Source organism: Actinomadura rugatobispora (assembly GCF_055379765.1).
In genome coordinates, this window is sequence record NZ_AP029191.1 from 5,535,819 (window position 1) to 5,559,545 (window position 23,727).

Annotated in this window: 21 protein-coding genes and 1 pseudogene; 17 read left to right on the forward strand and 5 right to left on the reverse strand. The window is 72.4% G+C overall.

From position 1 onward, the window contains the following. The 7 genes and pseudogenes from ACZ466_RS24655 (at position 1) to arfB (ending at position 5,810) form a co-directional block, all read left to right on the forward strand. Positions 1–372 carry a hypothetical protein gene (locus ACZ466_RS24655; protein WP_378281676.1) on the forward strand — a complete coding sequence of 124 codons (372 nt, stop codon included), beginning with the start codon at positions 1–3 and terminating at the stop codon, positions 370–372. Between the two features lie 260 nt (positions 373–632). Beyond that, the gene (locus ACZ466_RS24660; protein ID WP_378281675.1) at positions 633–1,361 is read left to right on the forward strand and encodes a response regulator transcription factor; all 729 of its coding nucleotides are present in this window, start codon (positions 633–635) and stop codon (positions 1,359–1,361) included. After that, positions 1,361–2,824, forward strand: a complete 1,464-nt coding sequence (locus ACZ466_RS24665; RefSeq protein WP_378281674.1) for a sensor histidine kinase — start codon at positions 1,361–1,363, stop codon at positions 2,822–2,824. The genes ACZ466_RS24660 and ACZ466_RS24665 overlap by 1 nt, the downstream gene beginning before the upstream one ends. 90 nt (positions 2,825–2,914) lie before the next feature. Beyond that, positions 2,915–4,018: pseudogene (locus ACZ466_RS24670) on the forward strand (S1C family serine protease); the annotation flags it as partial. 257 nt (positions 4,019–4,275) lie between these two features. Further along, positions 4,276–4,791, forward strand: a complete 516-nt coding sequence (locus ACZ466_RS24675; RefSeq protein WP_378281672.1) for an SRPBCC family protein — start codon at positions 4,276–4,278, stop codon at positions 4,789–4,791. Further along, positions 4,788–5,357 (forward strand): TetR/AcrR family transcriptional regulator, encoded by a 570-nt coding sequence (locus tag ACZ466_RS24680; RefSeq protein WP_378281671.1) that lies wholly within the window; start codon positions 4,788–4,790, stop codon positions 5,355–5,357. The genes ACZ466_RS24675 and ACZ466_RS24680 overlap by 4 nt, the downstream gene beginning before the upstream one ends. A 27-nt stretch (positions 5,358–5,384) precedes the next feature. Further along, on the forward strand, positions 5,385–5,810 hold the full coding sequence (gene arfB, locus ACZ466_RS24685; protein WP_378281670.1) for an alternative ribosome rescue aminoacyl-tRNA hydrolase ArfB: 426 nt from the start codon (positions 5,385–5,387) through the stop codon (positions 5,808–5,810). A 13-nt stretch (positions 5,811–5,823) separates the two neighbouring features. On the opposite strand, the gene def is transcribed toward arfB, so the two are convergent. After that, complete coding sequence (def, locus tag ACZ466_RS24690) at positions 5,824–6,312, reverse strand: peptide deformylase (RefSeq protein ID WP_464044023.1); 489 nt, start codon at positions 6,310–6,312, stop codon at positions 5,824–5,826. A gap of 167 nt (positions 6,313–6,479) precedes the next feature. Further along, on the reverse strand, positions 6,480–7,757 hold the full coding sequence (locus ACZ466_RS24695; protein WP_378281668.1) for a DivIVA domain-containing protein: 1,278 nt from the start codon (positions 7,755–7,757) through the stop codon (positions 6,480–6,482). Between the two features lie 356 nt (positions 7,758–8,113). Here ACZ466_RS24695 and ACZ466_RS24700 point away from each other — a divergent pair, with 356 nt between their 5' ends. The 5 genes from ACZ466_RS24700 to ACZ466_RS24720 all read left to right on the forward strand — a co-directional run bounded on the left by ACZ466_RS24700 (position 8,114) and on the right by ACZ466_RS24720 (position 15,556). After that, positions 8,114–8,641: a gamma carbonic anhydrase family protein gene (locus tag ACZ466_RS24700; RefSeq protein WP_378281667.1), complete on the forward strand. Its 528-nt coding sequence runs from the start codon at positions 8,114–8,116 to the stop codon at positions 8,639–8,641. Positions 8,642–8,864: 223 nt separating this feature from the next. Next, the gene (locus tag ACZ466_RS24705) at positions 8,865–12,911 is read left to right on the forward strand and encodes a hypothetical protein (RefSeq protein WP_464043955.1); all 4,047 of its coding nucleotides are present in this window, start codon (positions 8,865–8,867) and stop codon (positions 12,909–12,911) included. A gap of 139 nt (positions 12,912–13,050) precedes the next feature. Continuing rightward, positions 13,051–13,248 carry a hypothetical protein gene (locus ACZ466_RS24710; RefSeq protein ID WP_378281665.1) on the forward strand — a complete coding sequence of 66 codons (198 nt, stop codon included), beginning with the start codon at positions 13,051–13,053 and terminating at the stop codon, positions 13,246–13,248. Positions 13,249–13,658: 410 nt separating this feature from the next. After that, on the forward strand, positions 13,659–14,276 hold the full coding sequence (locus ACZ466_RS24715) for a DUF47 domain-containing protein (RefSeq protein WP_378281664.1): 618 nt from the start codon (positions 13,659–13,661) through the stop codon (positions 14,274–14,276). Positions 14,277–14,431: 155 nt separating this feature from the next. Next, on the forward strand, positions 14,432–15,556 hold the full coding sequence (locus ACZ466_RS24720) for an anion permease (protein WP_464044024.1): 1,125 nt from the start codon (positions 14,432–14,434) through the stop codon (positions 15,554–15,556). Between the two features lie 39 nt (positions 15,557–15,595). Here the strand turns inward: ACZ466_RS24720 and ACZ466_RS24725 are convergent, their stop codons facing one another. Next, complete coding sequence (locus ACZ466_RS24725; protein WP_378281663.1) at positions 15,596–17,275, reverse strand: bifunctional metallophosphatase/5'-nucleotidase; 1,680 nt, start codon at positions 17,273–17,275, stop codon at positions 15,596–15,598. A 115-nt stretch (positions 17,276–17,390) separates the two neighbouring features. Between ACZ466_RS24725 and mshD the strand changes: the two genes are divergently transcribed. Continuing rightward, on the forward strand, positions 17,391–18,263 hold the full coding sequence (gene mshD, locus ACZ466_RS24730; RefSeq protein ID WP_378281662.1) for a mycothiol synthase: 873 nt from the start codon (positions 17,391–17,393) through the stop codon (positions 18,261–18,263). Here mshD and ACZ466_RS24735 read toward each other — a convergent pair. Further along, positions 18,260–18,985, reverse strand: a complete 726-nt coding sequence (locus ACZ466_RS24735) for a helix-turn-helix domain-containing protein (RefSeq protein ID WP_378281661.1) — start codon at positions 18,983–18,985, stop codon at positions 18,260–18,262. The genes mshD and ACZ466_RS24735 overlap by 4 nt on opposite strands. 230 nt (positions 18,986–19,215) lie before the next feature. On the opposite strand from ACZ466_RS24735, the gene ACZ466_RS24740 reads away from it, so the two are divergent. The 3 genes from ACZ466_RS24740 to ACZ466_RS24750 are packed head-to-tail and all read left to right on the forward strand — an operon-like array spanning position 19,216 to position 21,637. Continuing rightward, positions 19,216–19,878 carry a DUF4097 family beta strand repeat-containing protein gene (locus ACZ466_RS24740; protein WP_378281660.1) on the forward strand — a complete coding sequence of 221 codons (663 nt, stop codon included), beginning with the start codon at positions 19,216–19,218 and terminating at the stop codon, positions 19,876–19,878. Between the two features lie 26 nt (positions 19,879–19,904). Continuing rightward, positions 19,905–20,867 carry an ATP-binding cassette domain-containing protein gene (locus ACZ466_RS24745; protein ID WP_378281659.1) on the forward strand — a complete coding sequence of 321 codons (963 nt, stop codon included), beginning with the start codon at positions 19,905–19,907 and terminating at the stop codon, positions 20,865–20,867. Further along, on the forward strand, positions 20,864–21,637 hold the full coding sequence (locus ACZ466_RS24750) for an ABC transporter permease (protein ID WP_378281658.1): 774 nt from the start codon (positions 20,864–20,866) through the stop codon (positions 21,635–21,637). Before ACZ466_RS24745 ends, ACZ466_RS24750 begins: the two co-directional genes overlap by 4 nt. Before the next feature lie 70 nt (positions 21,638–21,707). Here ACZ466_RS24750 and ACZ466_RS24755 read toward each other — a convergent pair whose 3' ends face one another. Beyond that, positions 21,708–22,325, reverse strand: a complete 618-nt coding sequence (locus ACZ466_RS24755; RefSeq protein ID WP_378281657.1) for a hypothetical protein — start codon at positions 22,323–22,325, stop codon at positions 21,708–21,710. Between the two features lie 270 nt (positions 22,326–22,595). Between ACZ466_RS24755 and pstS the strand changes: the two genes are divergently transcribed. Then, entirely contained in the window at positions 22,596–23,699 is a 1,104-nt protein-coding gene (gene pstS, locus ACZ466_RS24760) for a phosphate ABC transporter substrate-binding protein PstS (protein ID WP_378281656.1), read from the forward strand. Positions 23,700–23,727 lie beyond the last annotated feature (28 nt).

Consider the following 23,727-nt stretch of genomic DNA (forward strand, 5'->3'; position numbering starts at 1 on the left):
ATGTCCGACCTGGACGTGTCGATGAAGGACATGATGGCGATCGACGGTGCGATCGGCGCCGCCGTCGTCGACTACAACAGCGGCATGGCCCTCGGGACGCTGGGCAGTTCCAAGAGCCTGGACCTGCAGGTCGCCTCGGCGGGCAACACCGAGGTCGTGCGCGCGAAGCTGCGCACGATGGAGCAGCTGGGCATCAAGGAGGAGATCGAGGACATCCTGATCACGCTGAGCGGCCAGTACCACGTGATCCGTCCCGTGACCGGCCGCAAGGGCAAGGGCCTGTTCCTCTACCTCGCGCTGGACCGCGGCCGCGCGAACCTGGCCCTGGCGCGGCACCGGCTCAAGCAGATCAAGGAGAACCTGACGATCTGAGGTGCCGGCCCGTCCCGTCCGGGCCGCGGCCCGGACGGGACGGGCCGGGGGTGGCCAAGGTCGGCGTGGTGGGCCCCGCGCGGCGGCCCCAGGATGTAGGGTGATCTTGTCGGCGAGTGGGGAAGCTCGTTCGGCCGGGGCGGCCCGTTCTCTTCGGAGGACGGGCCGCTTCGCGTTGCGGGGAAAACCTCAGGGGGTATTCAGGCGACTTTCAGGAAAGGGTGGAAGCCTCGGTAAGGATCAGGGGAGGGGGATCGGCGTTGGCGGAACGTACCGTGCAGGCGCGGAAGGCCTCGGAGGGGCTGCTGCTCGTCGTCGAGGACGAGCCGAACATCCTGGAGCTGCTCGCCGGCAGCCTCCGCTTCACCGGCTTCGAGGTGATCACGGCGACCAACGGGGCGGACGCCGTGCAGGCCGCGCGGCGGCGCCGGCCCGACCTCATCGTGCTGGACGTCATGCTCCCGGACATCGACGGGTTCGACGTGGCCCGCAGGCTCCGCTCGGGCGGCGACCACACCCCGGTGCTGTTCCTCACGGCGCGGGACGCCGTCCAGGACCGGATCAAGGGCCTGACGATCGGCGGCGACGACTACGTCACCAAGCCGTTCAGCCTGGAGGAGGTCATCGCCCGGATCCGCGCGGTGCTGCGGCGGTTCCGGGGCGGCGCGCAGGAGCCGACGCCGCGGATGGTGTTCGCCGACATCGAGCTGGACGAGGACAGCCACGAGGTGTGGCGCGGCGGCAAGCCGATCCAGCTGTCGCCGACCGAGTTCAAGCTGCTCAGGTATCTGATGGCCAACGCGGGCCGGGTGCTGTCCAAGCCGCAGATCCTCGACCACGTGTGGAACTACGACTTCGGCGGCGACGTCGGGATCGTGGAGTCGTACGTGTCGGCGCTGCGGCGGAAGGTCGACAACGTCGAGCCCCGGCTCATCCACACCCTGCGGGGCGTCGGCTACGTCCTGCGATTGCCGCCGGACCAGGGCTGATGGCCCTTCAGGCGCTGCGTGCCCTGCCCGGGCGCACACCGCTGCGGGTCAAGCTGATCGCGGGCATGCTGGTGCTGGTCGCGCTCGGCATGGCGGTGATGAGCGGCGCCGGCGTCTCGGTGCTCAGCCAGTACCTGGTGAGCCGATCCGACCAGCAGCTCCAGTCGACGTTCGGGCCGGTGGCGGCGCAGATCGTCCCGCAGATGGGCCGCCGCAACATGGAGGTGCGGCTGCCCGGCGAGATGTACGTGCTGGTCCAGGACGCGGACGGGCGGTGGCGGCAGAGCATCAACGCGCTGGGCGACACCGGCCGCCCGCGCGTCCCCGCCGACCTGGGGAAGCGGCTCGGCGAGCCGTTCACCGTGCCGGGGCAGGGCGGTTCGGGCGCGCCGTGGCGGATCTTCGCCGAGCCGCTGGACGGCGGCGCGGTCCTGGTGCTCGGGCTCAGCCTGGACGAGGTGCGCCGCACCGTGAACCGGCTGATGGTGATCGACGTGATCGTGGGCCTGCTGGTGGTGACCGTGCTGGCCGCGGCCGGGGTGTGGGTGGTGCGGGCCAGCCTGCGCCCGCTGGCGGCGATCGAGGAGACCGCCGGGGCGATCGCGACCGGCGACCTGTCCCGGCGGGTGCCCGAGGCCGATCCGCGCACGGAGGTGGGGCGGCTCGGCCGTTCGCTCAACAGCATGCTCGCCCAGATCGAGTCGGCGTTCGGGGCGCGGGCCCAGTCGGAGGCGGCGGCGCGGCGGTCGGAGGAGACCGCGCTGCGCTCGGAGGAGCGGATGCGGCGGTTCGTCGCGGACGCCAGCCACGAGCTGCGCACGCCGCTGACCGCCATCCGCGGCTTCGCGGAGTTCTACCGGCAGGGCGCGGCGCGGACGCCCGAGGAGCTCGACCGGCTCGTGGGCCGCATCGAGGAGATGGCCGAGCGGATGGGCCTGCTGGTGGAGGACCTGCTGCTGCTGGCCCGGCTCGACCAGCAGCGGCCCATCGAGAAGCGGCCGGTGGACCTGCTGGCCATCGCGGCCGACAGCGTCCAGGAGACGCGGATGGTCGCGCCGGACCGTTCGATCGAGCTGTCGGTCGAGGGCGGGGTGGCGTACCAGGTGCTGGGGGACGAGCCGCGCCTGCGCCAGGTGCTCGGGAACCTGCTCACCAACGCGGTCACGCACACGCCCGCGGGCACGGCGGTGACGGTACGGCTGAAGCCCGGTTCGCTGGGGGACGCCTCCGCGGCGGTGTGCGAGGTGGCCGACGAGGGGCCCGGCCTGTCGGCGGAGCAGGCGGAACGCGTCTTCGAACGCTTCTACAGGGCCAATCCGTCCCGTTCACGCGAAGACGGCAGCACGGGCCTCGGCCTGGCGATCGTGGCCGCGCTCGTGGGCGCGCATGAGGGGAAGGTCGAAGTGGACTCCACCCCTGGGGAGGGCGCCGTGTTCCGTGTGATCCTTCCGCTCGCCACCTGAACGTTCGCATTCAGGCGACTTTCAGGTTGGTTCCAGGCTTGCTCCAGACCGGATGGACATTCTGATGGTGGAGAGAGTCAGGGGGATCAGATGATCGCGGACCAGCCGAACGAGAGCCCGTACGGGGCCCGGCGCCCTTGGCCGACGAGGCCGGAGGACGTCAGGGTCGCACCGCGACCGGAGGCCCAGGCGGCGCACGGCACGCCTGCCGCTCCGGGCGCGCAGGGCGGCACGGGGGTGCCCAGCGGACCGGGCGGCCCCGGCGGGCCGGGCGGACCGGGCGGACCGGGCGGGCCGAGCGGGCCCTACGGGGGTGGCGCGCCCTACGGGGGCGGCGGGACGTTCGGCGGATGGCAGGGCCCGCCGCCGCAGCCCGGTAACCCCTACCTGCCCGGGCCGGAGCCCGCGCGGCGGGGCAACTGGTCGCTGCGGCAGAAGATCGCCGCGGCCGGGGCCGTGTTCGCCCTCGCGCTCGGAGCCGGCGGATTCGGCGCCGTGGCGGCGCTGGAGCTGGCGGGGCCGCAGGGCGGGCTGTCCGGCCCGACCGCGGTGGCCGGGGTGACGAGCAAGTCGACGGTCGCGCAGGTGGCGGCGGCCGTGCAGCCGAGCGTGGTGGCGATCCAGACGCAGACCCGGTCGGGAAGCGGCGGGGGCTCGGGCGTGATCCTGCGTTCGGACGGCACGATCCTCACCAACGCCCACGTGGTGGAGGACGTCGGGCAGATCTCGGTGCGGTTCAGCGACGGCAGGACGGCGCCCGCGACCGTCATCGGCACCGACCGCAGCAAGGACATGGCCGTGATCAAGGCGTCCGGGGTGTCCGGGCTGAAGCCCGCCGCGCTCGGTGACAGCCGCTCGCTCGCGGTCGGCGACACGGTGCTGGCGATGGGCAGCCCGCTGGGCCTGGACGGCTCGGTGACCTCGGGCATCGTCAGCGCGCTGGGACGGGAGATCCAGGAGGGCGGGCGGCAGCCCGACGCGCAGGTGCCGCCGTACCTGCGCGAGCAGGTGTCCCAGCGGGAGAGCACGGTGATCAAGAACGCGATCCAGACCGATGCCGCGATCAACCCCGGCAACTCCGGCGGGGCGCTGGTGAACGCGTCCGGGCAGGTGATCGGGATCAACACCGCGATCGCCACGTCCGGCAGCGGCTCGGGCAGCATCGGGGTCGGCTTCGCGATCCCGATCAACGACGCCGGGAGGGCGGCCGAGGCGATCATCTCCACCGGCGGGCGCTGAGCCCGCGGCGAGCACGCCGCACAGCGCCGTCGCGGTGCCGGAGGGCGGAACCGCGGCGGTCAGGGGAGGCGGCGGTCGTGTGATCCCCAGGGGGTCGGGGTCGCACGACCGCCGCCGTCGTCGTTTCCGGGACTTGCATGGCTAACGCTGTTAGCCTATGGTGAGGCTAACAGCGTTAGCCTGCCTTGCGCAGCCCGGTCCAGGAGGCCGCCATGCCCGTCCGCACCCTCGCCGCGATCATCGCCCTGCTGGTCGCCGTGCCCGCCGGCCTCTACACGTGGACCCGGCTCAAGCCCCGCGAGATCCGCACCGAGATCGAGATCGACGCCGCGCCCGGCCCCGTCTGGCGGGTCCTCACCGACCTGCGCGCCTACCCCGACTGGAACCCGTTCATCATCAGCGCCGAGGGCGAGGTCCGGGAGGGCGGCCGGCTCACCAACAAGCTCACCCAGAAGGGCGGCGGCACGCTGACGTTCAGCCCGACGATCCTGGTCGCCGCGCCGGACCGCGAGCTGCGCTGGCTGGGCCGCCTCATCGTCCCGGGCGTGCTGGACGGCGAGCACTACTTCCGCCTGGAGGCGCTCGACGGCGGCCGCACGCGCCTCGTCCACGGCGAGCGGTTTACCGGCGCGCTGGTGCCCTTCGCCGGGGGGCCACTGGACGTGGCGGACGGCTTCCGGGCCATGAACGCCGCACTCAAGTCCAGGGCCGAGACAATGGCCCGATGACCGACGACCGGCAGCCGGCGCTGACGCCGCTGACACCGCGGGCGGCCGAGATCGTCTCGGCCGCCCGCGACCTCGTGGAGGAGAGCGGCCCCGAGGCCCTGACCATGCGGGTCCTGGCCGACCGCATCGGGATCCGCGCCCCCTCCCTCTACAAGCACTTCCCGGACAAGGGCGCGGTCGAGGCGGCGCTGATCGAGCAGGGCCTGGCCGAACTCGGCGCCGCGCTGCGGGCGGCCGTGGCCAGTGAACGGCCCGTCCCCGAACTGCTGCGCACGTACCGCGCCCAGGCCCTCGCCAACCCCAACCTCTACCGGCTCAGCACCGCGGGCCCGCTGCCCCGCGAACGCCTCGCGCCCGGTCTGGAGGACTGGGCGGGCGAGCCGTTCTTCCTCGCGGTGGGGGAGCCGCACCTGGCGCAGGCGCTGTTCGCCTTCGCGCACGGCATGGTGATACTGGAGATCGACCGCCGTTTCCCCGAGCAGTCCGACCTGGACCGGACCTGGACCGAGGGCGCCCGCGCCTTCGCCGCGGGCCGTACACCCGCCGTGGAAAAGGGAGCGACATGATCGGCCGGTGGAAGGGATAATCGAGACATGCCCGGCGACATCCATGTACGCGACTCGGTCTCCATCCCGGAGTCCGAGTTGGCCTGGCGCTTCTCCCGTTCCTCGGGGCCGGGCGGCCAGCACGTCAACACCAGCGCCACGGCGGCCGAGCTGTCGTTCGACGTCGCGAACTCGCCGTCGCTGCCCGAGCCGTACCGGCAGCGCGCGCTCGAACGGCTGGCGGGACGCCTCAGCGGGGGCGTCCTGTCGATCCGGGCCGAGGAATACCGCTCGCAGGCGCGCAACCGTGACGCCGCCCGCGCGCGCTTGGCCGCGATCCTCTCCGAGGCCATCGCGCCACCGCCGAAGAAGCGCATCCCCAAGAAGAAGCCGCGCGGCATCAACGAGCGCCGCCTGGAGAACAAGCGGCGCCGCTCGGACATCAAGAAGCAGCGCTCAGGGCGCTGGCATTAACGCCAAGCCGGGGTCAGGGCTGGGCGGCGCGGATGGCGCGCATGGCCTCGCGGCGAGCCTCGCCTGACAGGACGTCGATGTAGACCTCGCCGCGCAGATGACCGCACTCGTGCTGGAGGCACCGGGCGAAATAGCCGGTCCCCTGGACGCGTACCGGCTTGCCCTTGATGTCGACGCCCTCGACCACGGCGCGTGCATGGCGGGCGGTGGTGAAGTGGAGGCCGGGCAGGGACAGGCAGCCCTCCGGTTCGGAGACGAGCTCCCCGTCCGCCTCGACCAGCGTGGGGTTGGCGACGTGGCCCACGTGGCGGCGGCCCTTGTCGTCCTTGCAGTCGTAGACGAACAGCTGGAGCGGCACACCGATCTGGTTCGCGGCGAGACCGGCGCCCTGCGCCTCGTACATCGACACGAACATGTCGTCGACGAGCCGTTCCAGGGAGGAGTCGAACGCGCGCACGGGATCGCACTCCGTCCGCAGCACCGGATCGCCCAGTCTCCGGATGGGCCGTACGGTGCCGCGCCCCCCGCTCCCCCCGGACCGCCTCGCTCATCCCAAGATCTTATAAAGCGAGCGGTGCCCGGCGAACCGCCGGGCACCGCTCGCGCCAACGACCTCCACGCCGGGCCCTGCCCGGCGGCATGTTCTCCCGACCGCTCGGGCGGGCCGGCTCAGGCAGGCTCGCCCGGACCGCGTCCGGACGGCGGCAGCGGCCGGTCGGCCGGGTCGTCCAGGTCGGAGCCCGGGGCCGCGGCCTTGGGCTGGGACGGACCGGCGGACGGGACCGGCGGCACCGGCTTGTCGACCAGCGTGGGCTCGGGCTCGGCCTTCTTGATCGCCGGGTGCGGCTGGCCGGATCCGGACGGCGCCGGACCGGACGCCGGGCCCGAGGCGGACCCGGATCCCGGCGCGGAGCCGGACCCCGCGGGGGAGCCGGCGACCGGGGCGCCGGACGGCCCGCCCGCCGCGGGGGCGGGGGCAGGGGCGGCGTGCTTGGGCGCCACGGGCGCGGCGTGCTTGGCGCTCGACGGGGCCGACGGAGACGAGGGAGCCGAAGGGGCCGACGGACCCGACGGGGACGAGGGGGCCGGCGACGGCGACGGCGGACCGCCCGCGGGCTTGGCCGGGGCGGCGGGGGCCGTGGCGGCCGGGGCCGGGCTCGGCGCCGGGGCCTTGGCGGCCGGGGCGGGCGACGGCGCGGGGGCGGGCTTGCGCTGCGGAGCCGGGGCGGACGGAGCCGGCCCGGTGTGCTGCTTGACCGCGTCCTCGACCATCTTCTCCAGCGGACCGGCCTCGTTCTCCGCCGTGAGCAGCCGGTGCAGCGTCTCGCTGATCTCGGTGAGCCGCTGCAGCGCCTGGGTGTGGTTCTTGGTGAGCTGGGTGAGCCGCTGGGTGGCGCCCTCGTTGATCACGCTGGCCCGGCGCTCGGAGGCGGTGAGGGTGCGCTCGGCCTCCAGCCGGGCGCTGGTCACCGTCTGCTCGGCCTCCTGGGTGGCCGCGGTCAGGACGCTGTCGGACTCCTTCTTGGCCGCCGCCAGCACCTGCTCGGCCTTCTGCTCGGCCTGGGCGAGGTCCTTGTCGGCGTGCGCGCGGGCCTCGTCGGTGATCCGCTTGGACTCCTGCTCGGCGTCCTTGCGGATCTGCTGGCCCTTGGCCTCGGCCTCGGCGACCTTGTCCTTGGCCTCGTCCTCGGCCAGGTTGATGATCTGCCGGAGCCGGTCGCTCAGATCGTCCCCGGTGGGCTTGCGAGCCTCGCGGACCTCGGCCATCTCGCGGCGGGTGCGCTCGACGTCGTCGAGCGCGCGGGCGAGCCGGGTCTCCAGCTCGCGGATCTGGTTCTGGCTGCGGGCGATGTACTCGTCGACCTGGCGGCGGTTGTAGCCGCGCATGACGATCTCGAAGGTCTCCTCGCGGAGAAGGTTCGGCAGGATTTCTGCTTCGTTGCTCATGGTGCCTTGGGGGGTCGTTGGCGGGGGCTGATCACCCCGTCAGGGTCGGAGAGAGCGCAGGCTCGTGGTCCTCGCCCGCGCGTCACGGCCTCGCGTGGCACGGCGGGCTGCACATCATCGGAAACGTCCAGGGTCGACTCTTGTCCGGTCCACCCCATTCGCGCAAGCGGAATGCCTGTTCTCGCTGCAGTTTCTTCTGCCACGGTGATGCGCCAAGTCACCCGATTTCAGGAAATTTCGCGTCTATGGCCGTGCGGTGGGCAACCTACCGTCACGCCTTCCCCGTCCGGTTCCGCGACCCGCCCGCCCCGCCCCGGTGCCGCCCCGGCGCAGGACACCGCCTTACCATCTCCGGCATGAGCTATGTCGGGTCTTTGGGCGAGGACGGGCCGCGCATCCACCCCGAGGCGTGGGTGGCGCCGGGCGCGGTCGTGGTCGGCAAGGTGACGCTGGGCCGCGCCTCCAGCGTCTGGTACGGCTCGGTGCTGCGCGGCGACGACGAGGAGATCATCGTCGGCGACGAGGTCAACATCCAGGACCTGAGCTGCCTGCACGCCGATCCCGGGACCCCGGCCCTCCTGGAGGACCGGGTCAGCCTCGGGCACAAGGCGATGGTCCACGGCGCGCACGTGGAGACCGGCGCGCTGATCGGCATCGGCGCCATCGTCATGAACGGCGCCCGCATCGGCGCCGGCACCCTCGTCGCCGCCGGGGCCCTGGTCGGCCCGGGCAAGAAGATCCCCGCCGGGGTGCTGGTGGCGGGCGTCCCGGGCAAGATCGTCCGGGAGTTGAACGACGACGACCGGGCCATCCTGCGCCTCACCCCCGATTCCTACATGGACAAGGCCAAGCGCCACGCGACCGCGGAATGGCGCGACGCCTAGCAAAGAATTTCCGCCGGGACGGCTGAGGCGGTTGAGGCTCGCGGGAAAGCACCCTATTTGACCTGCGCGTACGCGTTTTTGTCGGGCTCGTGGGGAGTTCGGCGGGTCTCGGGCTGACTACGATGACCACGTGGTGTGGGGACCGGGCTATGGCAGTGCTCCGCCGCCCAGCCCCCCGAGGGGGGAAGATCCGTTCTCGGCGGCAGAGCGTGACACGCGGGCGATGGTGGCCGCCGGATGGTGGCCGTCTGCGCCTCCTCAGCAGCGCCAGCACGCCATCGGGGGGCGGCTCCTCGTCCTGCCCGACGGCACGTGGTGGGCGTTCGGGGCGTGGGCCCGGTGGTACCGGCTGCACCCGTCCGACGGCCAGTGGTACCTGTGCCCTCCACCGCGCACGCCCGAGGTCCGCATGGCCGCCCGGCCCGCGGGGCAGGGCGGCGGCCAGGTGCCCGCGCTGCCGCCGCACGTCGTGCCCGCGGGGCCCGACTTCTCCTACGACCCGTCTCCTGTACGGCCCTTCGTCGGCCGGGGGTTCGACGGCGACCTGAGCCTGCGCGTGCGCGCGACCGTCGACTCCGCCGCGGCGCTGCCCACGCAGGAGTACCCGCACTGGTCGTCGCAGTTCACCCCGCAGACGCCCTCGACCGTTGCCGCCTCCTGGGGCGTGATGCTGTGGTGCGCGGCGGCCCCGGTGTTCGACTCGCGCTTCGACGCGCAGTTGCTCGACCACTGGAAGCAGTACCGGGCCAAGCCGCTGCCCGATGTGGACGGGCCACGCTGGCTCACCCCTCCTCCTCTGGAAACCCTGGTCGCGCTCTACGCCGAACGCCTGCGCGCCAGCCGCGTCGACGCGGCGGTGGTCGTACTGCGGACGATGTGGGCGGTGGCCAGCGCGCTACGCGAAGACCCTCGCTTCCAGGTACGGGCCGACGCGCTCCTGGCGATGCTCAGCGCAACCCTCAGCAACCCGACCGTCGACTACGGGGCGCTCCCGTACGGCGACCAGGCGATCGTGCAGCAGTGGCTGACCCGCTGCCCGCCCCACCTGGTGCCCGCGCTGCGGAACGAGAGTTCGCAGGGCGACAACTTCCGGCACGCCTTCTACGCGCTCTCCGAAGAGGTCGCGCGGCACGTGGGCGACCCCGGCGACCCCTCGTACGTCGAGCCCCGCCTGGTGTCCGCCGCGCTGCTGGCCGCCGACCTGGCCACCGTGCGCAAGGACGTGGCGGCCAACGTCGTCCCCTGGCTCGACCCCGAGATCCGCTACACCGTCCAGGCGGTGCTGCACCAGAACGGGCACCCCCTGCGCCGCCTCTGGCCCGACGACCTGCGCCTGCCGAGGCCGCTGGGGTCGGTCTCGGGCAAGGGCGCCGAAACGCTCCTCGCCACGACGTACGAGCTGGATCTGGCCTGGTGCAGGCTGGCCGGGGGCATGCCCGCGCGCCCCCGGGGCTTCCCCGTACCGAACGCGATCGCGGCCGGTCTCGTGGGACGGAGCCGGGTACGGGCCACCGCCGGGGCGCCCACCATCGCGCCCTCGGCGCAGGCCCAGGCCGCCCAGCACTCGCCTCCGCCGCCTCCGCCCCCGTACGGGGCCCAGTCGCAGCCGGGATTCCCGCCGGGCGCGCGCCGCCCGTCGCAGCCTGCCGGTGAGGCCGACCGGCCCTTCGTGCAGCCTCCCGCGCAGCCGGGTGCGGGCCCGGCGCCGTTCGCTCCGCCCGACCCGCAGATAGCCGCGTTCTCGGCCTCGGAGGAGAAGCAGGAGGGGAGCGCCGTCCCGCCGTACACCGCGCTCGGCCTGCAGAGGCAAGCCCCCGGCCCCGCGGTTCCTGGCCAGCCCGCAGCAGGGCCGCAGGGCCCGTCCCCCGCAGGTGCCTTCGGCATGCCCGGCACCCCGCCCGGCCCTCCGCCTGGCACGCCCTACGCTCCGCCCGGCCCGGACCCCCAGCAGCCGCAGCAGCCCTACGGCCAGCCCCCGCAACCCCCGCAGCCTCCACAGCAGGAGGAGGAGAAGGCGGACGAGCACCTCGCGCCGCCGTACACGCAGCTCGGATACCAGCCTTCAGGCGCTCCCCAGGGGCCTCCTGCGCCGCTCCAGCAGCCCCCGGGGCCTCCCCAGCCCATGCAGCCTCCCCCCGGGCAGGTGCCGCCTCCTCCGGGGCCCAGGCAGCAGCAGCCGCCCATGCAGCAGCCTCCGATGCCGCAGCAGCCCGCCGCGCATCAGCAGGAGGCCGCCCAGCCGCCCGTGCCCCCGCCGCCGCCCGCGCAGCCTCAAGACCGCCCCCGCACACGAGTCCTGGGCGCGGAAGACCTGGGCGAGGCCGCGGGCGAGCAGAACGTCCCCGGTGCGCTCCACCCCCCGCAGCCGCCGCCCACGCCCGGTGGCCGCGACGCCGGTCCCGGGACGCGGATCATGTCCGAGACCATGGTCGGGAACTTCGACTTCCTCGACGACACCCCGTCCCCCGAGACGCCCGTCCACAAGATCCCGCCGCCCAAGGACAGGTCCGAGCGGCGCTCCCTGGAGCGGTTCGGCATCAACTTCGTCTCCGGCACCGAGGACGCGGGCGACCTGCTCGACGGCCTGCGCGTGCAGGCCGAGCGCTGGAAGTCCTCCGGTGGCGGCGCGGGCGGCGCGGGCGGCGCGGGCGGCGGCTCGGCCGTGGACCAGACCCGGATGGACGTCGGCCCGGCCACCCGCCTGGACGCGGGCCCCGCGACCCGCCTCGACGGCGTCGGCGGCGCGACCCGGTTCGACGGCGGCGCGGCCCCCTCGGCCCCCTCCGCCCGTATGCCGAACGTGCTCATCGTCGGCGCCCCGCACAGCGGCCAGCGGCGGCTGTCCAGGCTGATCGCCCTGACGCTGGCCGACGCCGGGATGGGCGACGGCGCCATCCGCGCCCACGACGCCGACGACGTCCGCGACGCGCCCGCCGAGCGGCTGCCGGCCCTGGTGACCCGGCCCGGCCCCGCGATCCTCTTCGAACGGCTCGACGTGGCGATCACCGGCGCCGGCGACCCGGCGGCGGTCGCGACCGCCGTGCGCCGGGCCCGCCGCAGCCCCGCCGCCACCGCGCCGCTGATCGCGACCTGCGAGCCGCGCGCCTACAAGCGGCTGCTGCAGGACCATCCGCGGCTGATCGAGGTGTTCCGGGTGTACCGGCTGCCCGACTTCGGCGACCTCGACCGCCGGATGACGCTGCTGCACCTGCTGGCCGACGAGCGGCGGGTCACGATCGGGTCGTCGGCGCTGGAGGTCGCCCGCGAGGACCTGGACCGCCTGCGCGGCCCCGGCGACCTGGTGAACGCCCGGCTCGTCGAGGCCTATCTCGACCAGGCCTGCCAGCGGCATCTGGAGCGGGCCGGCGGCGCCTCCCGCGACCGGCTCGTCCTGGCCCCCGACGACCTCGCCGGCGTCGCCGAGGGCATCGAGCCGGCGCTGCGCCCGCCCGGCGACATCGACGGCTACCTGCGCCAGCTCGACCAGCTCACCGGCCTGCGGGAGGTCAAGCAGGCGGTGCGGGAGCTGGCCGACGACGCCGCGCTGGCCGCCGACCGGGCCCGGCACGGCGTGGGCGGCCGCGACCGGCTGCACCTGGTCTTCGTGGGCCCGTCCGGCACCGGCAAGACGACCGTGGCCGGGCTGCTCGGCGGGATCTACGCCGCGCTCGGCCTGCTGGACTCCGGCCATGTGGTGGCCTGCCGTCCCGTCCACCTGTCCGGCCGCGACCAGCTCGACACCGAGGCCCGGGTCGCGAGCATGGTCGACCAGGCGCTGGGCGGGGTGCTGCTGATCCAGGAGGCCTACCGGCTCGACCGCGTCCCCGCCGTGGTGAACGAGCTGCTGCGCTGCATGCGGCAGCGCGGGCGCAGGCTGATGGTGGTCTGCTCCGGCCTGGCCGCCGAGATGGAGGGGTTCCTCGCGGGCAATCCGTCGTTCCAGGCCGAGTTCGGCCGGACGCTGGAGTTCGAGGGCATGGGCGACCGCGACCTGGTCGGGCTGTTCCAGGCGTACGCCGAGCGCGACCTGTACCTGCTGGACGAGGAGCTGCGGGTCGAGCTGCTGGCCCGGTTCGCCCGGCTTCGCGACGATCCGCAGTTCGCCTTCGCCCGCACCGTCCGGCAGCTGTTCGAACAGACCATCGCCCGGCAGGCCGCACGCCTGGCCGGGGTCGACGTCAACGCGGCCACCGTGGCCCGCCTCACCGCCCGCGACCTGCCCGAGTCGCCCCTGGAGCAGATGATGGGGGATTTCCGGGAGCGAGGGTGACCATCCGTAGATAGTCCGCATCCAATGCGCGTGGCCGGGAAGACCCGTCCCGAGAGTGGTTCTGGAATGGCCCTCTTGGGTCATGTGCCCGCGGGCTACGGACGCGTAGCCTCGGTACGGGTGTGGGGAACGAACGGAGGTGGACGCGGTGCGCCAGCACACTTTCGACCTGCGCGTCCACGACCGGGTCGCGCTGGATGAGATCGAACTCTATGCCGAGATTCTCAGCGCGGTGGCGGCGGCCGAGCGGCCGTTGACGCTGGACGAGATCGACATGGTGCTCGGGCTGCGTTCGGGTGAGGCCGGTCGTCGCGAGCTGACGCCACAGGACCGATAGTTCCGCAACAGGCCGGGGACGCCCTCCGAGCGGCGTGCCCGGCTTCCGCTTTGCCCGCGGCGGTCCCGCATTGGCTCGGGCAGCGGTTCCATGGTGACTTCGGGGGCACTCTTTAGTGGCTGATGCCCCGCCCTTGCTCGAGCTTTTCGTCCAGTCGCAGAGTGAGTTGACTCACACCATTCCGACTACACTCTGTGAGTGCTTCGTCACAGAGAATGTTCGCGCGATGGAAAACAAGCTCTCTCCGCCCCGACAGGGCCCTCTCCCGTGCGTGTGCATTGGTGTCCCAAGGGCAGTCTTGTAGGTGAGAGGACGGCGGACGGCAGCCGAAGGCGAGGCAAAGGTTCTTTTTACGCCTGGTTGCGCCTACGATCCTCTGCGGACCGTCACGGCACATCAGGAGTACGAACGTGCGCTTGCGTCTCACGCCGCGTGAGGACAGCTTCTACGACATGTTCGCCGACTCGGCGAACAACCTGGTCACCGGCGCCAGGCTGCTCGTGGAGCTCATCAGCGACGGCGCCGACCGGGAAGCGATCGCGGAGAAGATGCGCGCCTGCGAGCACGCGGGCGACGAGTGCACCCACGCGATCATGCGCCGGCTCAACGAAACGTTCATCACCCCGTTCGACCGCGAGGACATCTACCGGCTGGCCTCCACGATCGACGACGTGATGGACGAGATGGAGGAGGCCGCCGACCTCGTCGTGCTCTACAAGATCGAGGAGTTCCCCAAGGGCATCGTGCACATGGTGGAGGTGCTCGAGCGGGCCGCCGAGCTGACCGCCGAGGCGATGCCCCGGCTGCGCTCGATGAAGGAGCTCAACGAGTACTGGATCGAGATCAACCGGCTGGAGAACCAGGGCGACCAGGCCTACCGCAAGCTGCTGGCGCACCTGTTCGGCGGTGACTACGACGCGCTGACGGTGATGAAGCTCAAGGAGGTCATCGACCGGCTGGAGGAGGCCGCGGACGCTTTCGAGCACGTGGCCAACACGGTCGAGACCATCGCGGTCAAGGAATCATGAGCTCGTCGGGCGAGGTGCGGACCTCCCGGGACGCCGAGGAGGCCGCGGAACCCCCCGCGCCCAGAGGTCCCGGCGAGGTCCGGGACGAGACCGGGGCCGCCCTCCGGACGGCCAACGGCGCCGGCGGTTCCGGCGGCTCGGACGCGAGCCTGGTGATGGACCAGCCCCCCGGCGCCGAGCCTTCGCTGGCCGAGCAGGCCCGCCGCGGCCCGGTGAAGTTCTGGCCGCTGCTGCTGCTCGCGGTGCTGGCGGTCATGGCGGCGGGGGCGCTCGGGCTGCGCCAGGACGCGCAGACCGCGGTCCTCATCCTGGTCATCGTGGTCGCGCTGGTCTTCGACTACACCAACGGGTTCCACGACGCGGCCAACGCGATCGCGACCTCGGTGTCGACCCGGGCGCTGACCCCGCGGGCGGCGCTGCTGATGGCCGCGGTGATGAACCTGATCGGCGCGCTGCTGGGCGTCGAGGTGGCCAAGACGGTCAGCGAGGTGATCACCCCGCCGAGCGGGCTGCACGGGCTCACCGTGGTCGCCGCCGGGGTGCTCGGCGCGATCACCTGGAACATGATCACCTGGTACTTCGGGCTGCCGTCGTCGTCCTCGCACGCCCTCATCGGCGGCGTGGTGGGCGCGGGCCTGGCCTCGGCGTCCAGCGTCAGCTGGGACAAGGTCGTCGACAAGGTGGCCGTCCCGATGGTGATCTCCCCGGTGGTCGGCTTCTGCCTGGCCTACCTGGTGATGGTGGCGATCCTGTGGATCTTCCGGCGGGCGCACCCGAGCCGGGTCGGCCGCCGGTTCCGGATCGCGCAGTCGCTGTCGGCGGCGTCCATGGCGCTCGGGCACGGCCTGCAGGACGCGCAGAAGACGATGGGCATCATCGTGCTGGCGCTGGTCACCACCGGGCACGCCAGCGGCGAGACCGTCCCGCTGTGGGTGATCGTCTCCTGTGCCGGCGCGCTGTCGCTGGGCACCTACGCGGGCGGCTGGCGGATCATGCGGACGCTGGGCCGGAAGGTGATCGAGCTCGACCCGCCGAAGGGCTTCGCCGCGGAAGCGACGGCCTCCATGATCCTTTACGCCGCCGCCTACATCTGGCACGCTCCAATCTCCACCACCCACACGATCACGTCCTGCATCATGGGCGCGGGCGCCACCAAGCGCCTGTCGGCGGTCCGCTGGGGCGTGGCCGGCAACATCGTGCTGGCCTGGGTGCTGACGATGCCGATGGCCGCCGCCGTGGCCGCGATCGTCTACTGGGCCGTCCACCTCTTCGGCGCCTGACCGCCCCCGGCCGGAACGCCGGGGGCGCTCTGGCGGCGCCTACCGGCCGGAGATGCGGTCCAGGGCGGGCGGGGCGATCGGGGAGTTCGCGCCGAGGTGGGCGACGAACGCGTCCAGGTCGATCGGGCCGAGCACCTGGTCCGCGCCCTCGGTGAACGTGGTGAAGCCGTCACCGCCGCCCAGCAGGAAGTTGTTGGTGGCTACCTTGTAGGACGCGGCCGGGTCGACCGCCGTCCCGTCCACCGCGATGCCGGAGACGCGGTCGCCGACCGGCCTGCTCCGGTCGATGGTGAAGCGCAGCGTGGACGACGGCTGCAGGATCTTCTCGCCCGAACCCGTCCACTGCTGCTCCAGCAGCGCGTCGAGCTGCGCGCCCGTCAGGGTGACCACGCCCATGACGTTGTTGAACGGCTGCACCGCGAATGCCTCGCCGTAGGTCACCACGCCGTCGCCCTCGGAACCGGACGCCCGGTGCACCAGGTCGGCCCGCACGCCGCCCGGGTTCATCAGCGCGACCTGCGCGCCGTGCCCCTTCATCGACGCCAGCTGCGCGTCGGCGATCACGTCCCCGAGCGCGGTCTCGCCCGCGGGGGAGGGGGCCCGGGTGAGGTCGGCCGTGATCGACCCGACCGGCTTGTTCGCGATCTCCGCGACCCGGTCCTTCCACGTCTGGACGAACCGCTCGGTCGCCGGGTCCGCCGGGACGTCCCGGGTGACCACGTGGTTGTCGCCCTTCAGGGACGAGCGGACGACGTCGCCCGTGCGGCGGTCCACCGCGAAGTCGACCTGGGTGATGACCCGTCCGAACGAGGACCCGGACGAGTACAGCCGGGGCCGTCCCGCCGGGTCGGTCACCGAGCACACGTACTGCTGGTGGGTGTGCCCGGCCAGCACCATGTCGATCTCGGGGTCGGCGTCGCGGGCGATGCGCGTCCCGGCGCCGGGGACGACCCCGCACGCGTCCGGCCGCTGCCCGGCCGGCGTCTGGTCGCCCTCGTGGACGAGCAGCACCATCGACCGCACCCCGCGCCGCTTGAGCTCCTTGGCGGCGCGGTTCGCGGCGGCGACCTCGTCGTCGAAGGTCAGCCCCTTGATCCCGTCCGCGCTGACGATCGTCGGGGTGGTCTTGGTGACGACGCCGATGAACCCGACCCGCACCCCGTTGATCTTCCGGATGGTCCAGGGCTTCAGGATCGGCGTGCCGCCCTTCTCCTTCAGCACGTTGGCGGCGAGGTAGTCGAACGAGGCGCCCTTCCACCTGCCCGCCGGGGAGCAGCCGTCCACCGGGTGGCAGCCGCCGTGCTGGATGCGGCGCAGCTCCTGGTGGCCCTCGTCGAACTCGTGGTTGCCGGCCGCCGACGCGGTGACGCCCACCCGGCCCAGGAACTCCACCGACGGCTCGTCGTGGTACGCGGCGGAGATCAGCGGCGAGGCCCCGATCATGTCGCCCTGCGCCACGGTCAGCGTGTCCCGGTTCGCCAGCCGCTTGAGGTGGGCGGCCACGTAGGCCGCGCCGCCCGCGGGGACGGACGCGCCGGTCTCGTCGACGGCCGTGCCGGAGCTGCCGGTGGGCGGCTCCAGGTTGCCGTGGAAGTCGTTCAGCGACAGCAGCCGAACGGACGCGGTGGGCGCGGGCTTGGCCGCGGCCGGCTGCGCGGCCACCGCCACCGCGGCGGCGACCGCCGTGCCGCACGCCAGGATGATGCGTCGTCGAGTCATCCTCGCACCGTAAGAGCGCGGGGCATCCGCTTCCGCGCACCTCGGTGACGTTTGCGTGACGGTTCGGTCAGGGGCGTGCTGCGCTCGCGGGGCCCGGCCGCATAGGCTGGCGATCATGAGCGAGGCGCCGCTGACCGAGTCCCAGATCGCCGAGGTGCTCGCCCTGGCCGAGGCCGCCACCGCGGCCGACGGCGCGGGCGCCCTCTCCGAGCACGCGCTGCTGCGGCTGCGCAACGGCGGCCACGGTCTCGTGATCACCGACGGCGGCGACCGCGACGCGGCCGGGATCGTCGCCTACGCCCATCTCGACCCGGCGACCGCCGAGGAGAGCGCCGCCGCCGAGCTGGTCGTCCACCCCGGCCACCGCGGCCGCGGCTACGGCCGCGCCCTGCTGCGCACCGTCCGGGAGCGGGCCGCCGGGCCGCTGCGCGTCTGGGCCCACGGCGACCTGCCCGCCGCCGCCAAGCTCGCCGAATCCGAGGGGCTCCGCCGCGTCCGCGCGCTCTACCAGATGCGCCGTCCCGCCGCCGACCCCCTCCCCGAGACCGAGGTCGCGGACGGGGTGCGGCTGCGCACGTTCGTCCCCGGGCAGGACGAGGCGGCCTGGCTGCGGGTCAACGGCCGCGCCTTCGCCGACCACCCCGAGCAGGGCGCGTGGACGCTCGACGACGTCCGGCAGCGCGAGGCCGAGTCCTGGTTCGACCCGTCCGGCTTCTTCCTGGCCGAGAACGACCGGGGCCTGGCCGGCTTCCACTGGACGAAGATCCACCCGGACGGCCTGGGCGAGGTCTACGTCGTGGGCGTCGACCCGGACGCCCAGGGCCTCGGCCTGGGCCGCACCCTCACCCTCGCGGGCCTGCACCACCTCCGCGACCGGGGCGTCCCGGCGATCCTGCTGTACGTGGACGAGTCCAACACCGCCGCCGTCCGCCTGTACGAGTCCCTGGGCTTCACCCGCCACACCGTGGACGTCATGTACGGCACCTAACGGTCGTCGGCCTCGGTTTTCGTGTAGAGGACGTCGCGGGCCTGCTCGGCGGCGCGGGCGAAGCTTTCGCCGACGTAGTCGAGGTAGCGGGCGATGCTCTCGAGGCGGACGGCGGCCGGGGTGCCGGGGCCGAGCACGCCGACACCCTTCTGGAGGACCTCGACCTGCCTGATGATGTCCTGGGCGGAGGCCATCATCGACTGGTAGTAGAGGTCGTCGTCGACGATGTAGCGCTCACGGCGGCGTTCGTCGCGCTCCCGGCGGACGAGGGTGTGCCTCTCCAGGAAGGCGACCGCCTTGGAGACGGACGCCGGGCTCACCTGCAGGCGCTGGACGAGTTCGGACGCGGTGAGGCTGGCGGAGTCGGTGGTGTAGAGGCAGACCAGCACCCGCGCCATCATCTTGGGCAGGCCCGAGGCCATGAGGACGTCGGTGAAGGTCTCCTCGTACTCGCGGACGGCCTCGACGTCGCGTCCGTGCGGCAGGGGGGCCGCCTGCGGCGCCCGGGACGAGGCGGACCGGCGCCGCTGGGCGCGCCGTTCCGTGGCGCGGTGGGCCAGGTCGGAGCGGTAGCCGGTGGGCCCGCCGTTGCGCATCACCTCACGCGTGACCGTTGAGGTCGGGCGGTCCAGGCGCCTGGCTATCTCCGCGTAGGCGAGCCCGTCGGCCAGCCCCAAGGCGATCTGCTGGCGTTCCTGCTGGGTGAGCCTGCCCCCTGGCATCGCGTTCTCCTTCGTGGTCCCTGATGCCTTCAGCATAGCGTTCACCTCACCATCATTGCAACGTGCGGGCAGGGTTTCGTTGCGTTACATCGACACCGGTTGCAACGATTTCACTGCTCTGAACTGGTAAAATGCTGAAACTGTGCAACGAGTAGATTGAAGAATCCTTGAAGGCAACGTAGCTTTTGCGATGTCGGAAACGAAACGGCACAACGCACAGGGAGCACACGATGCAGAAGTTCGCCACCCCCGCCCCGATCGCCGCCGTCCTGGAGATCCCCGCCGGGCGCGTGCAGTTCATCGCCGCCGACCGGGCCGACACCGCGGTCGAGGTCCTGCCCGCGGACGCCTCCAAGGGCCGCGACGTGAAGATGGCGGAGCAGACCACGGTCGAGTCCGCCGACGGCGTCCTGCGGATCGAGGCCCCGGCGAAGAACCAGTACCGCGGCCCCTCCGGTGCCATCGAGGTGACGGTCAAGCTGCCCGCCGGTTCCCGGGTCGGGGTCAAGGCGGTGAGCACCGAACTGCGGGGCGTCGGCCGGCTCGGCGACGTCGCCTTCGAGGGCGCCTACCGCCAGATCAAGCTGGACGAGGCCGCGAGCGTCCGCCTCACCGCGATCGACGGGGACGTCGAGGTCGGCCGGCTGGGCGGGCCCGCGGAGATCAGCACCACCAGGGGCGACATCCGCATCGCCGAGGCCGTGGGCGGCACGGTCGTGTTGCGGACCCAGTCCGGCGACATCTCGGTCGGCGCCGCGGCCGGCGTCTCGGCCTCCCTGGACGCCGGCACCGGACACGGCCGCGTCAGCAACGGCCTCAAGAACGACGGCACGGCGGAACTCGACATCCACGCCACCACCTCGCACGGCGACATCGACGCCCGCAGCCTCTGACCCGCAGCCGCTGAAGGAGCAGAACCATGACGAACCTGGCGATCGCAGCCCAGGGGCTGCGCAAGTCCTACCGCGACAAGTCCGGGGAGAAGGTCGTGCTCGACGGCGTCGACCTGGCCGTCCCCGAAGGGACGATCTTCTCCCTGCTCGGCCCGAACGGCGCCGGCAAGACCACCACCGTCCAAATCCTGTCCACCCTGATCCCCGCCGACGGCGGCGACGTCCAGGTCGCCGGCCACGACCTGGCCCGCAGCCCGGACGACGTGCGCGGCGCGATCGGCGTCACCGGGCAGTACTCGGCCGTCGACAAGCTGCTCACCGGCGAGGAGAACCTGCTCCTCATGGCCGACCTCAAGCACCTGTCCCGCCGCGAGGGCAGGCGCAAGGCCGCCGAGCTGCTGGAGCGCTTCGACCTGGTCGACGCGGCCCGCAAACCCGCCCAGACCTACTCCGGCGGCATGCAGCGCCGGCTCGACCTGGCGATGACCCTGGTCGGCGACCCCCGCCTGATCTTCCTGGACGAGCCCACCACCGGCCTGGACCCCCGCAGCCGCCGCTCCATGTGGCAGATCGTCCGCGAACTGGTCGCCGGCGGCGTCACCATCTTCCTCACCACCCAGTACCTGGAGGAGGCCGACCAGCTCGCCGACCGCATCGCCCTGCTCGACCACGGACGGCTGATCGCCGAAGGCACCGCCGAGGAGCTCAAGCGGCTCATCCCCGGCGGCCACGTGTCACTGCGGTTCACCGACGGCGACGAGCTCACCGGCGCGCTCGGCGCGCTCGGCGCCGGCTTCGTGGACCCCTCCGACGACGACCGGCTCACCCTGCAGGTCCCCCACGACGGCGGTGTCGCGGCACTGCGCCGGCTGCTGGCCCGGCTGGAGGCGGCCGCCATCGAACCGGCCGACCTGACCGTGCACACCCCCGACCTCGACGACGTCTTCCTCACCCTCACCGGCCGGCAGAAGCAGGAGGCCACCCGATGAACACCCCCGCCCTCGCCCTGCGCGACTCCTCGACCATGGTCCGGCGCCAGCTCAAGCGCCTGATCCGCTACCCGTCCATGACCGTGCAGCTGATCATCACGCCCGTCATCCTGCTGCTGCTGTTCGTCTACGTCTTCGGCGGCACCCTCGGCGCCGGGCTGGGCGGCGGCCGCGACACCTACGTCGACTACGTCCTGCCCGGCATCCTGCTCATGGCCGCCGCCACCGCCGCCACCGGAACCGCCGTCATGGTCGCCACCGACATGACCGAGGGCATCATCGCCCGCTTCCGCACCATGCGCATCTCCCGGGCCTCGGTCCTGACCGGCCACGTCGTCGGCAGCGTCGTCCAGCAGCTGCTCGGCATGGCCGTCCTCGTCGGCATCGCCTTCGCCATCGGCTTCAACCCCAACGCCACCGCCGTCGAATGGCTGGCCGCCACCGGCCTGCTCACCCTGTTCATCCTGGCCATCACCTGGCTGTCGGTCGCCCTCGGCATGAAGTCCCCCACCCCCGAAGCCGCCAGCAACGCCCCGATGCCCCTGATCCTGCTGCCCTTTCTCGGGAGCGGCTTCGTCCCCACCGACTCCATGCCCACCGCCATCCGCTGGTTCGCCGAGTACCAGCCCTTCACCCCGATCATGGAAACCGTCCGCGGCCTGCTTCTCGGCACCCCGATCGGCAACAGCGCCGCGATCGCCACCGCCTGGTGCGCCGGCATCGCCGTCCTCTCCTACCTCTGGGCCAAGAACACCTTCAACAAAGCCTGATCGTGAACCGGCCGAACAGGGCCGCCAGACCGACAAGGTCTGGCGGCCCTGAACCTTTTCCCAGTGGGCTCTACGAGGATCCGCCGGAGTGACGGCGGGTGGCGGTTCCCAGCAGCGCGGTCAAGGTCAGCAGGTCGCGGGTTCGGAAGTACTCGGCGTCGGGTGGGCGGTTCCTCTGGCGGCGTTCCATTTCCTCTTTGCCCGCCCGAAGCGCCTCTTGCTCTGCCGCGTCCAGGACGCCTTGGGACGCCAGGCACCTCTCTACGCAACGGGCCAGCGCATGTGCCGTCTCGTCCTCCGGGGTGAGCAAAGCCGGGAGGCGGTGCCGGTGCCAGTACTGCACAGCGTGGAGGGCGGCCTCCTCTGGGGCGCCGTACCAGACGGCGGGCCAGAAGGGGCCGGGTGAACGGGGCGTGCGGTGCCCCCTGAGCTTGGCCTCGCGGCGGGTCTCGTCGTACGCGCGGATCGCGGCGTGCCAGGCGGCCCGGCTGGTCTCGATGAGGACGAGGGCGCGCAGCAGGGCGGCTTCGTCCCGCTCGTAGGGGCCGGCCTTGGCGCGCAGGTAGGCCAGCGTGGCGTGGAAGCCGATCGGACGGTACAGCTGCGCGCAGGAGCGGAGCGCCGAGACGCGGCGGCGGAGGGGGAGGGCGGGGTCGCGGACCTTGCGGGCATACACGCTGAAACTCATGGCGATCGATGAACCGTCAACTGTCCGAAACGCCAGGAATGTCCGAGCTCATAGGGTGGATCACCTGCGCTGTTAACCCGCTGTCTATGGCACGGCGGGGCAATCTTCGCGGCAATAGAGGGCCGCGTTCATTCTCCGTTCACCTGGATCGGGGTGGCTGGTCACCTCCCGTGCCTAGGTTCGCTTTCGACGGTGACCCCCCTTACCTGGACAAACTACTCCAGCGCCCCGCTCGGGACACCCCTAACCGAACTTAGAGGAGACCTACCGGTGAAGAACGGTTCTCGGCTTGCCGCCCTCGGCGGTGTGGTCGTTGCGGGCGCGCTCGCCCTCAGTGCCTGCGGTAGCGACAGCAACCAGGGCACCAACGCGTCCGCCGTGCCCACCGGCGACATCGACTGCGCCAAGGCCACGGTGAACGCCGCCGGCTCCAGCGCGCAGAAGAACGCCATCGAGGAGTGGACCAAGGTCTACGCGCAGAAGTGCGCCGGCGCCAACCTGAACTACAACCCGAGCGGTTCGGGTGCCGGCATCGAGGCGTTCACCCAGGGCCAGGTGGCCTTCGCGGGCTCGGACTCGGCGCTCAAGCCCGACGAGGCCACCGCCGCCAAGCAGCGCTGCCAGGGCAGCAACGCCGTCAACCTGCCCATGGTCGTCGGCCCGGTCGCCGTGATCTACAACGTGCAGGGCGTCGACGGCCTCCAGCTGTCCCCCGAGACGATCGCGAACATCTTCAACGGCAAGATCAAGAACTGGAACGATCCGGCGATCGCCAAGGAGAACTCGGGCGCCCAGCTGCCCAACACCCCGATCAAGCCGGTCTACCGCTCCGACGAGTCCGGCACGACGGAGAACTTCACCAAGTACCTCAAGGCCACCGCCCCCAGCGCGTGGCCCCACGAGCCCGCCAAGAAGTGGGCCGCCACGGCCGGGCAGGGCGCCGCCAAGTCCGACGGCGTCACCGCCCAGGTGAAGAACGGCGCCGGGACCATCTCCTACGTCGAGATGTCCTACGCCGAGAACAACAAACTGCAGACCGCCAAGGTCAAGAACGGCGCCGGCGAGTACACCCAGCTGACCGCCGACAGCGCCTCCAAGGCCGTCGCGGGCGCCGAGGTCGTCGGCACCGGCAACGACGTCGCCCTGAAGATCGACTACACCACCAAGGAGGCCGGCGCCTACCCGATCGTCCTGGTGACCTACGAGATCGCCTGCGAGAAGGGGCTGCCGGCCGAGCAGGCCCAGTTCGTCAAGTCCTTCCTGACCTACACCGCCAGCGCGGACGGCCAGAAGGTCCTGACCGGCATCGGCTACGCCCCGCTGCCCGCCGCGGTCCTGACCAAGGTCCAGGGCTCCATCAAGGCGCTGTCCTGACGCACGATCCCGACCGCGAAAGCCCCGC

Excerpts from the sequence above, each read along its gene's own strand:
- ACZ466_RS24655 (WP_378281676.1), top strand. The coding sequence starts at position 1 with ATGTCCGACCTGGACGTGTCGATGAAGGACATGATGGCGATCGACGGT.
- ACZ466_RS24665 (WP_378281674.1), top strand. The coding sequence starts at position 1,361 with ATGGCCCTTCAGGCGCTGCGTGCCCTGCCCGGGCGCACACCGCTGCGG.
- ACZ466_RS24675 (WP_378281672.1), top strand. The coding sequence starts at position 4,276 with ATGCCCGTCCGCACCCTCGCCGCGATCATCGCCCTGCTGGTCGCCGTG.
- ACZ466_RS24680 (WP_378281671.1), top strand. The coding sequence starts at position 4,788 with ATGACCGACGACCGGCAGCCGGCGCTGACGCCGCTGACACCGCGGGCG.
- arfB (WP_378281670.1), top strand. The coding sequence starts at position 5,385 with ATGCCCGGCGACATCCATGTACGCGACTCGGTCTCCATCCCGGAGTCC.
- ACZ466_RS24695 (WP_378281668.1), bottom strand. The coding sequence starts at position 7,757 with ATGAGCAACGAAGCAGAAATCCTGCCGAACCTTCTCCGCGAGGAGACC.
- ACZ466_RS24700 (WP_378281667.1), top strand. The coding sequence starts at position 8,114 with ATGAGCTATGTCGGGTCTTTGGGCGAGGACGGGCCGCGCATCCACCCC.
- ACZ466_RS24705 (WP_464043955.1), top strand. The coding sequence starts at position 8,865 with ATGGTGGCCGCCGGATGGTGGCCGTCTGCGCCTCCTCAGCAGCGCCAG.
- ACZ466_RS24720 (WP_464044024.1), top strand. The coding sequence starts at position 14,432 with ATGGACCAGCCCCCCGGCGCCGAGCCTTCGCTGGCCGAGCAGGCCCGC.
- ACZ466_RS24725 (WP_378281663.1), bottom strand. The coding sequence starts at position 17,275 with ATGACTCGACGACGCATCATCCTGGCGTGCGGCACGGCGGTCGCCGCC.
- mshD (WP_378281662.1), top strand. The coding sequence starts at position 17,391 with ATGAGCGAGGCGCCGCTGACCGAGTCCCAGATCGCCGAGGTGCTCGCC.
- ACZ466_RS24735 (WP_378281661.1), bottom strand. The coding sequence starts at position 18,985 with ATGCCAGGGGGCAGGCTCACCCAGCAGGAACGCCAGCAGATCGCCTTG.
- ACZ466_RS24740 (WP_378281660.1), top strand. The coding sequence starts at position 19,216 with ATGCAGAAGTTCGCCACCCCCGCCCCGATCGCCGCCGTCCTGGAGATC.
- ACZ466_RS24745 (WP_378281659.1), top strand. The coding sequence starts at position 19,905 with ATGACGAACCTGGCGATCGCAGCCCAGGGGCTGCGCAAGTCCTACCGC.
- ACZ466_RS24750 (WP_378281658.1), top strand. The coding sequence starts at position 20,864 with ATGAACACCCCCGCCCTCGCCCTGCGCGACTCCTCGACCATGGTCCGG.
- ACZ466_RS24755 (WP_378281657.1), bottom strand. The coding sequence starts at position 22,325 with ATGAGTTTCAGCGTGTATGCCCGCAAGGTCCGCGACCCCGCCCTCCCC.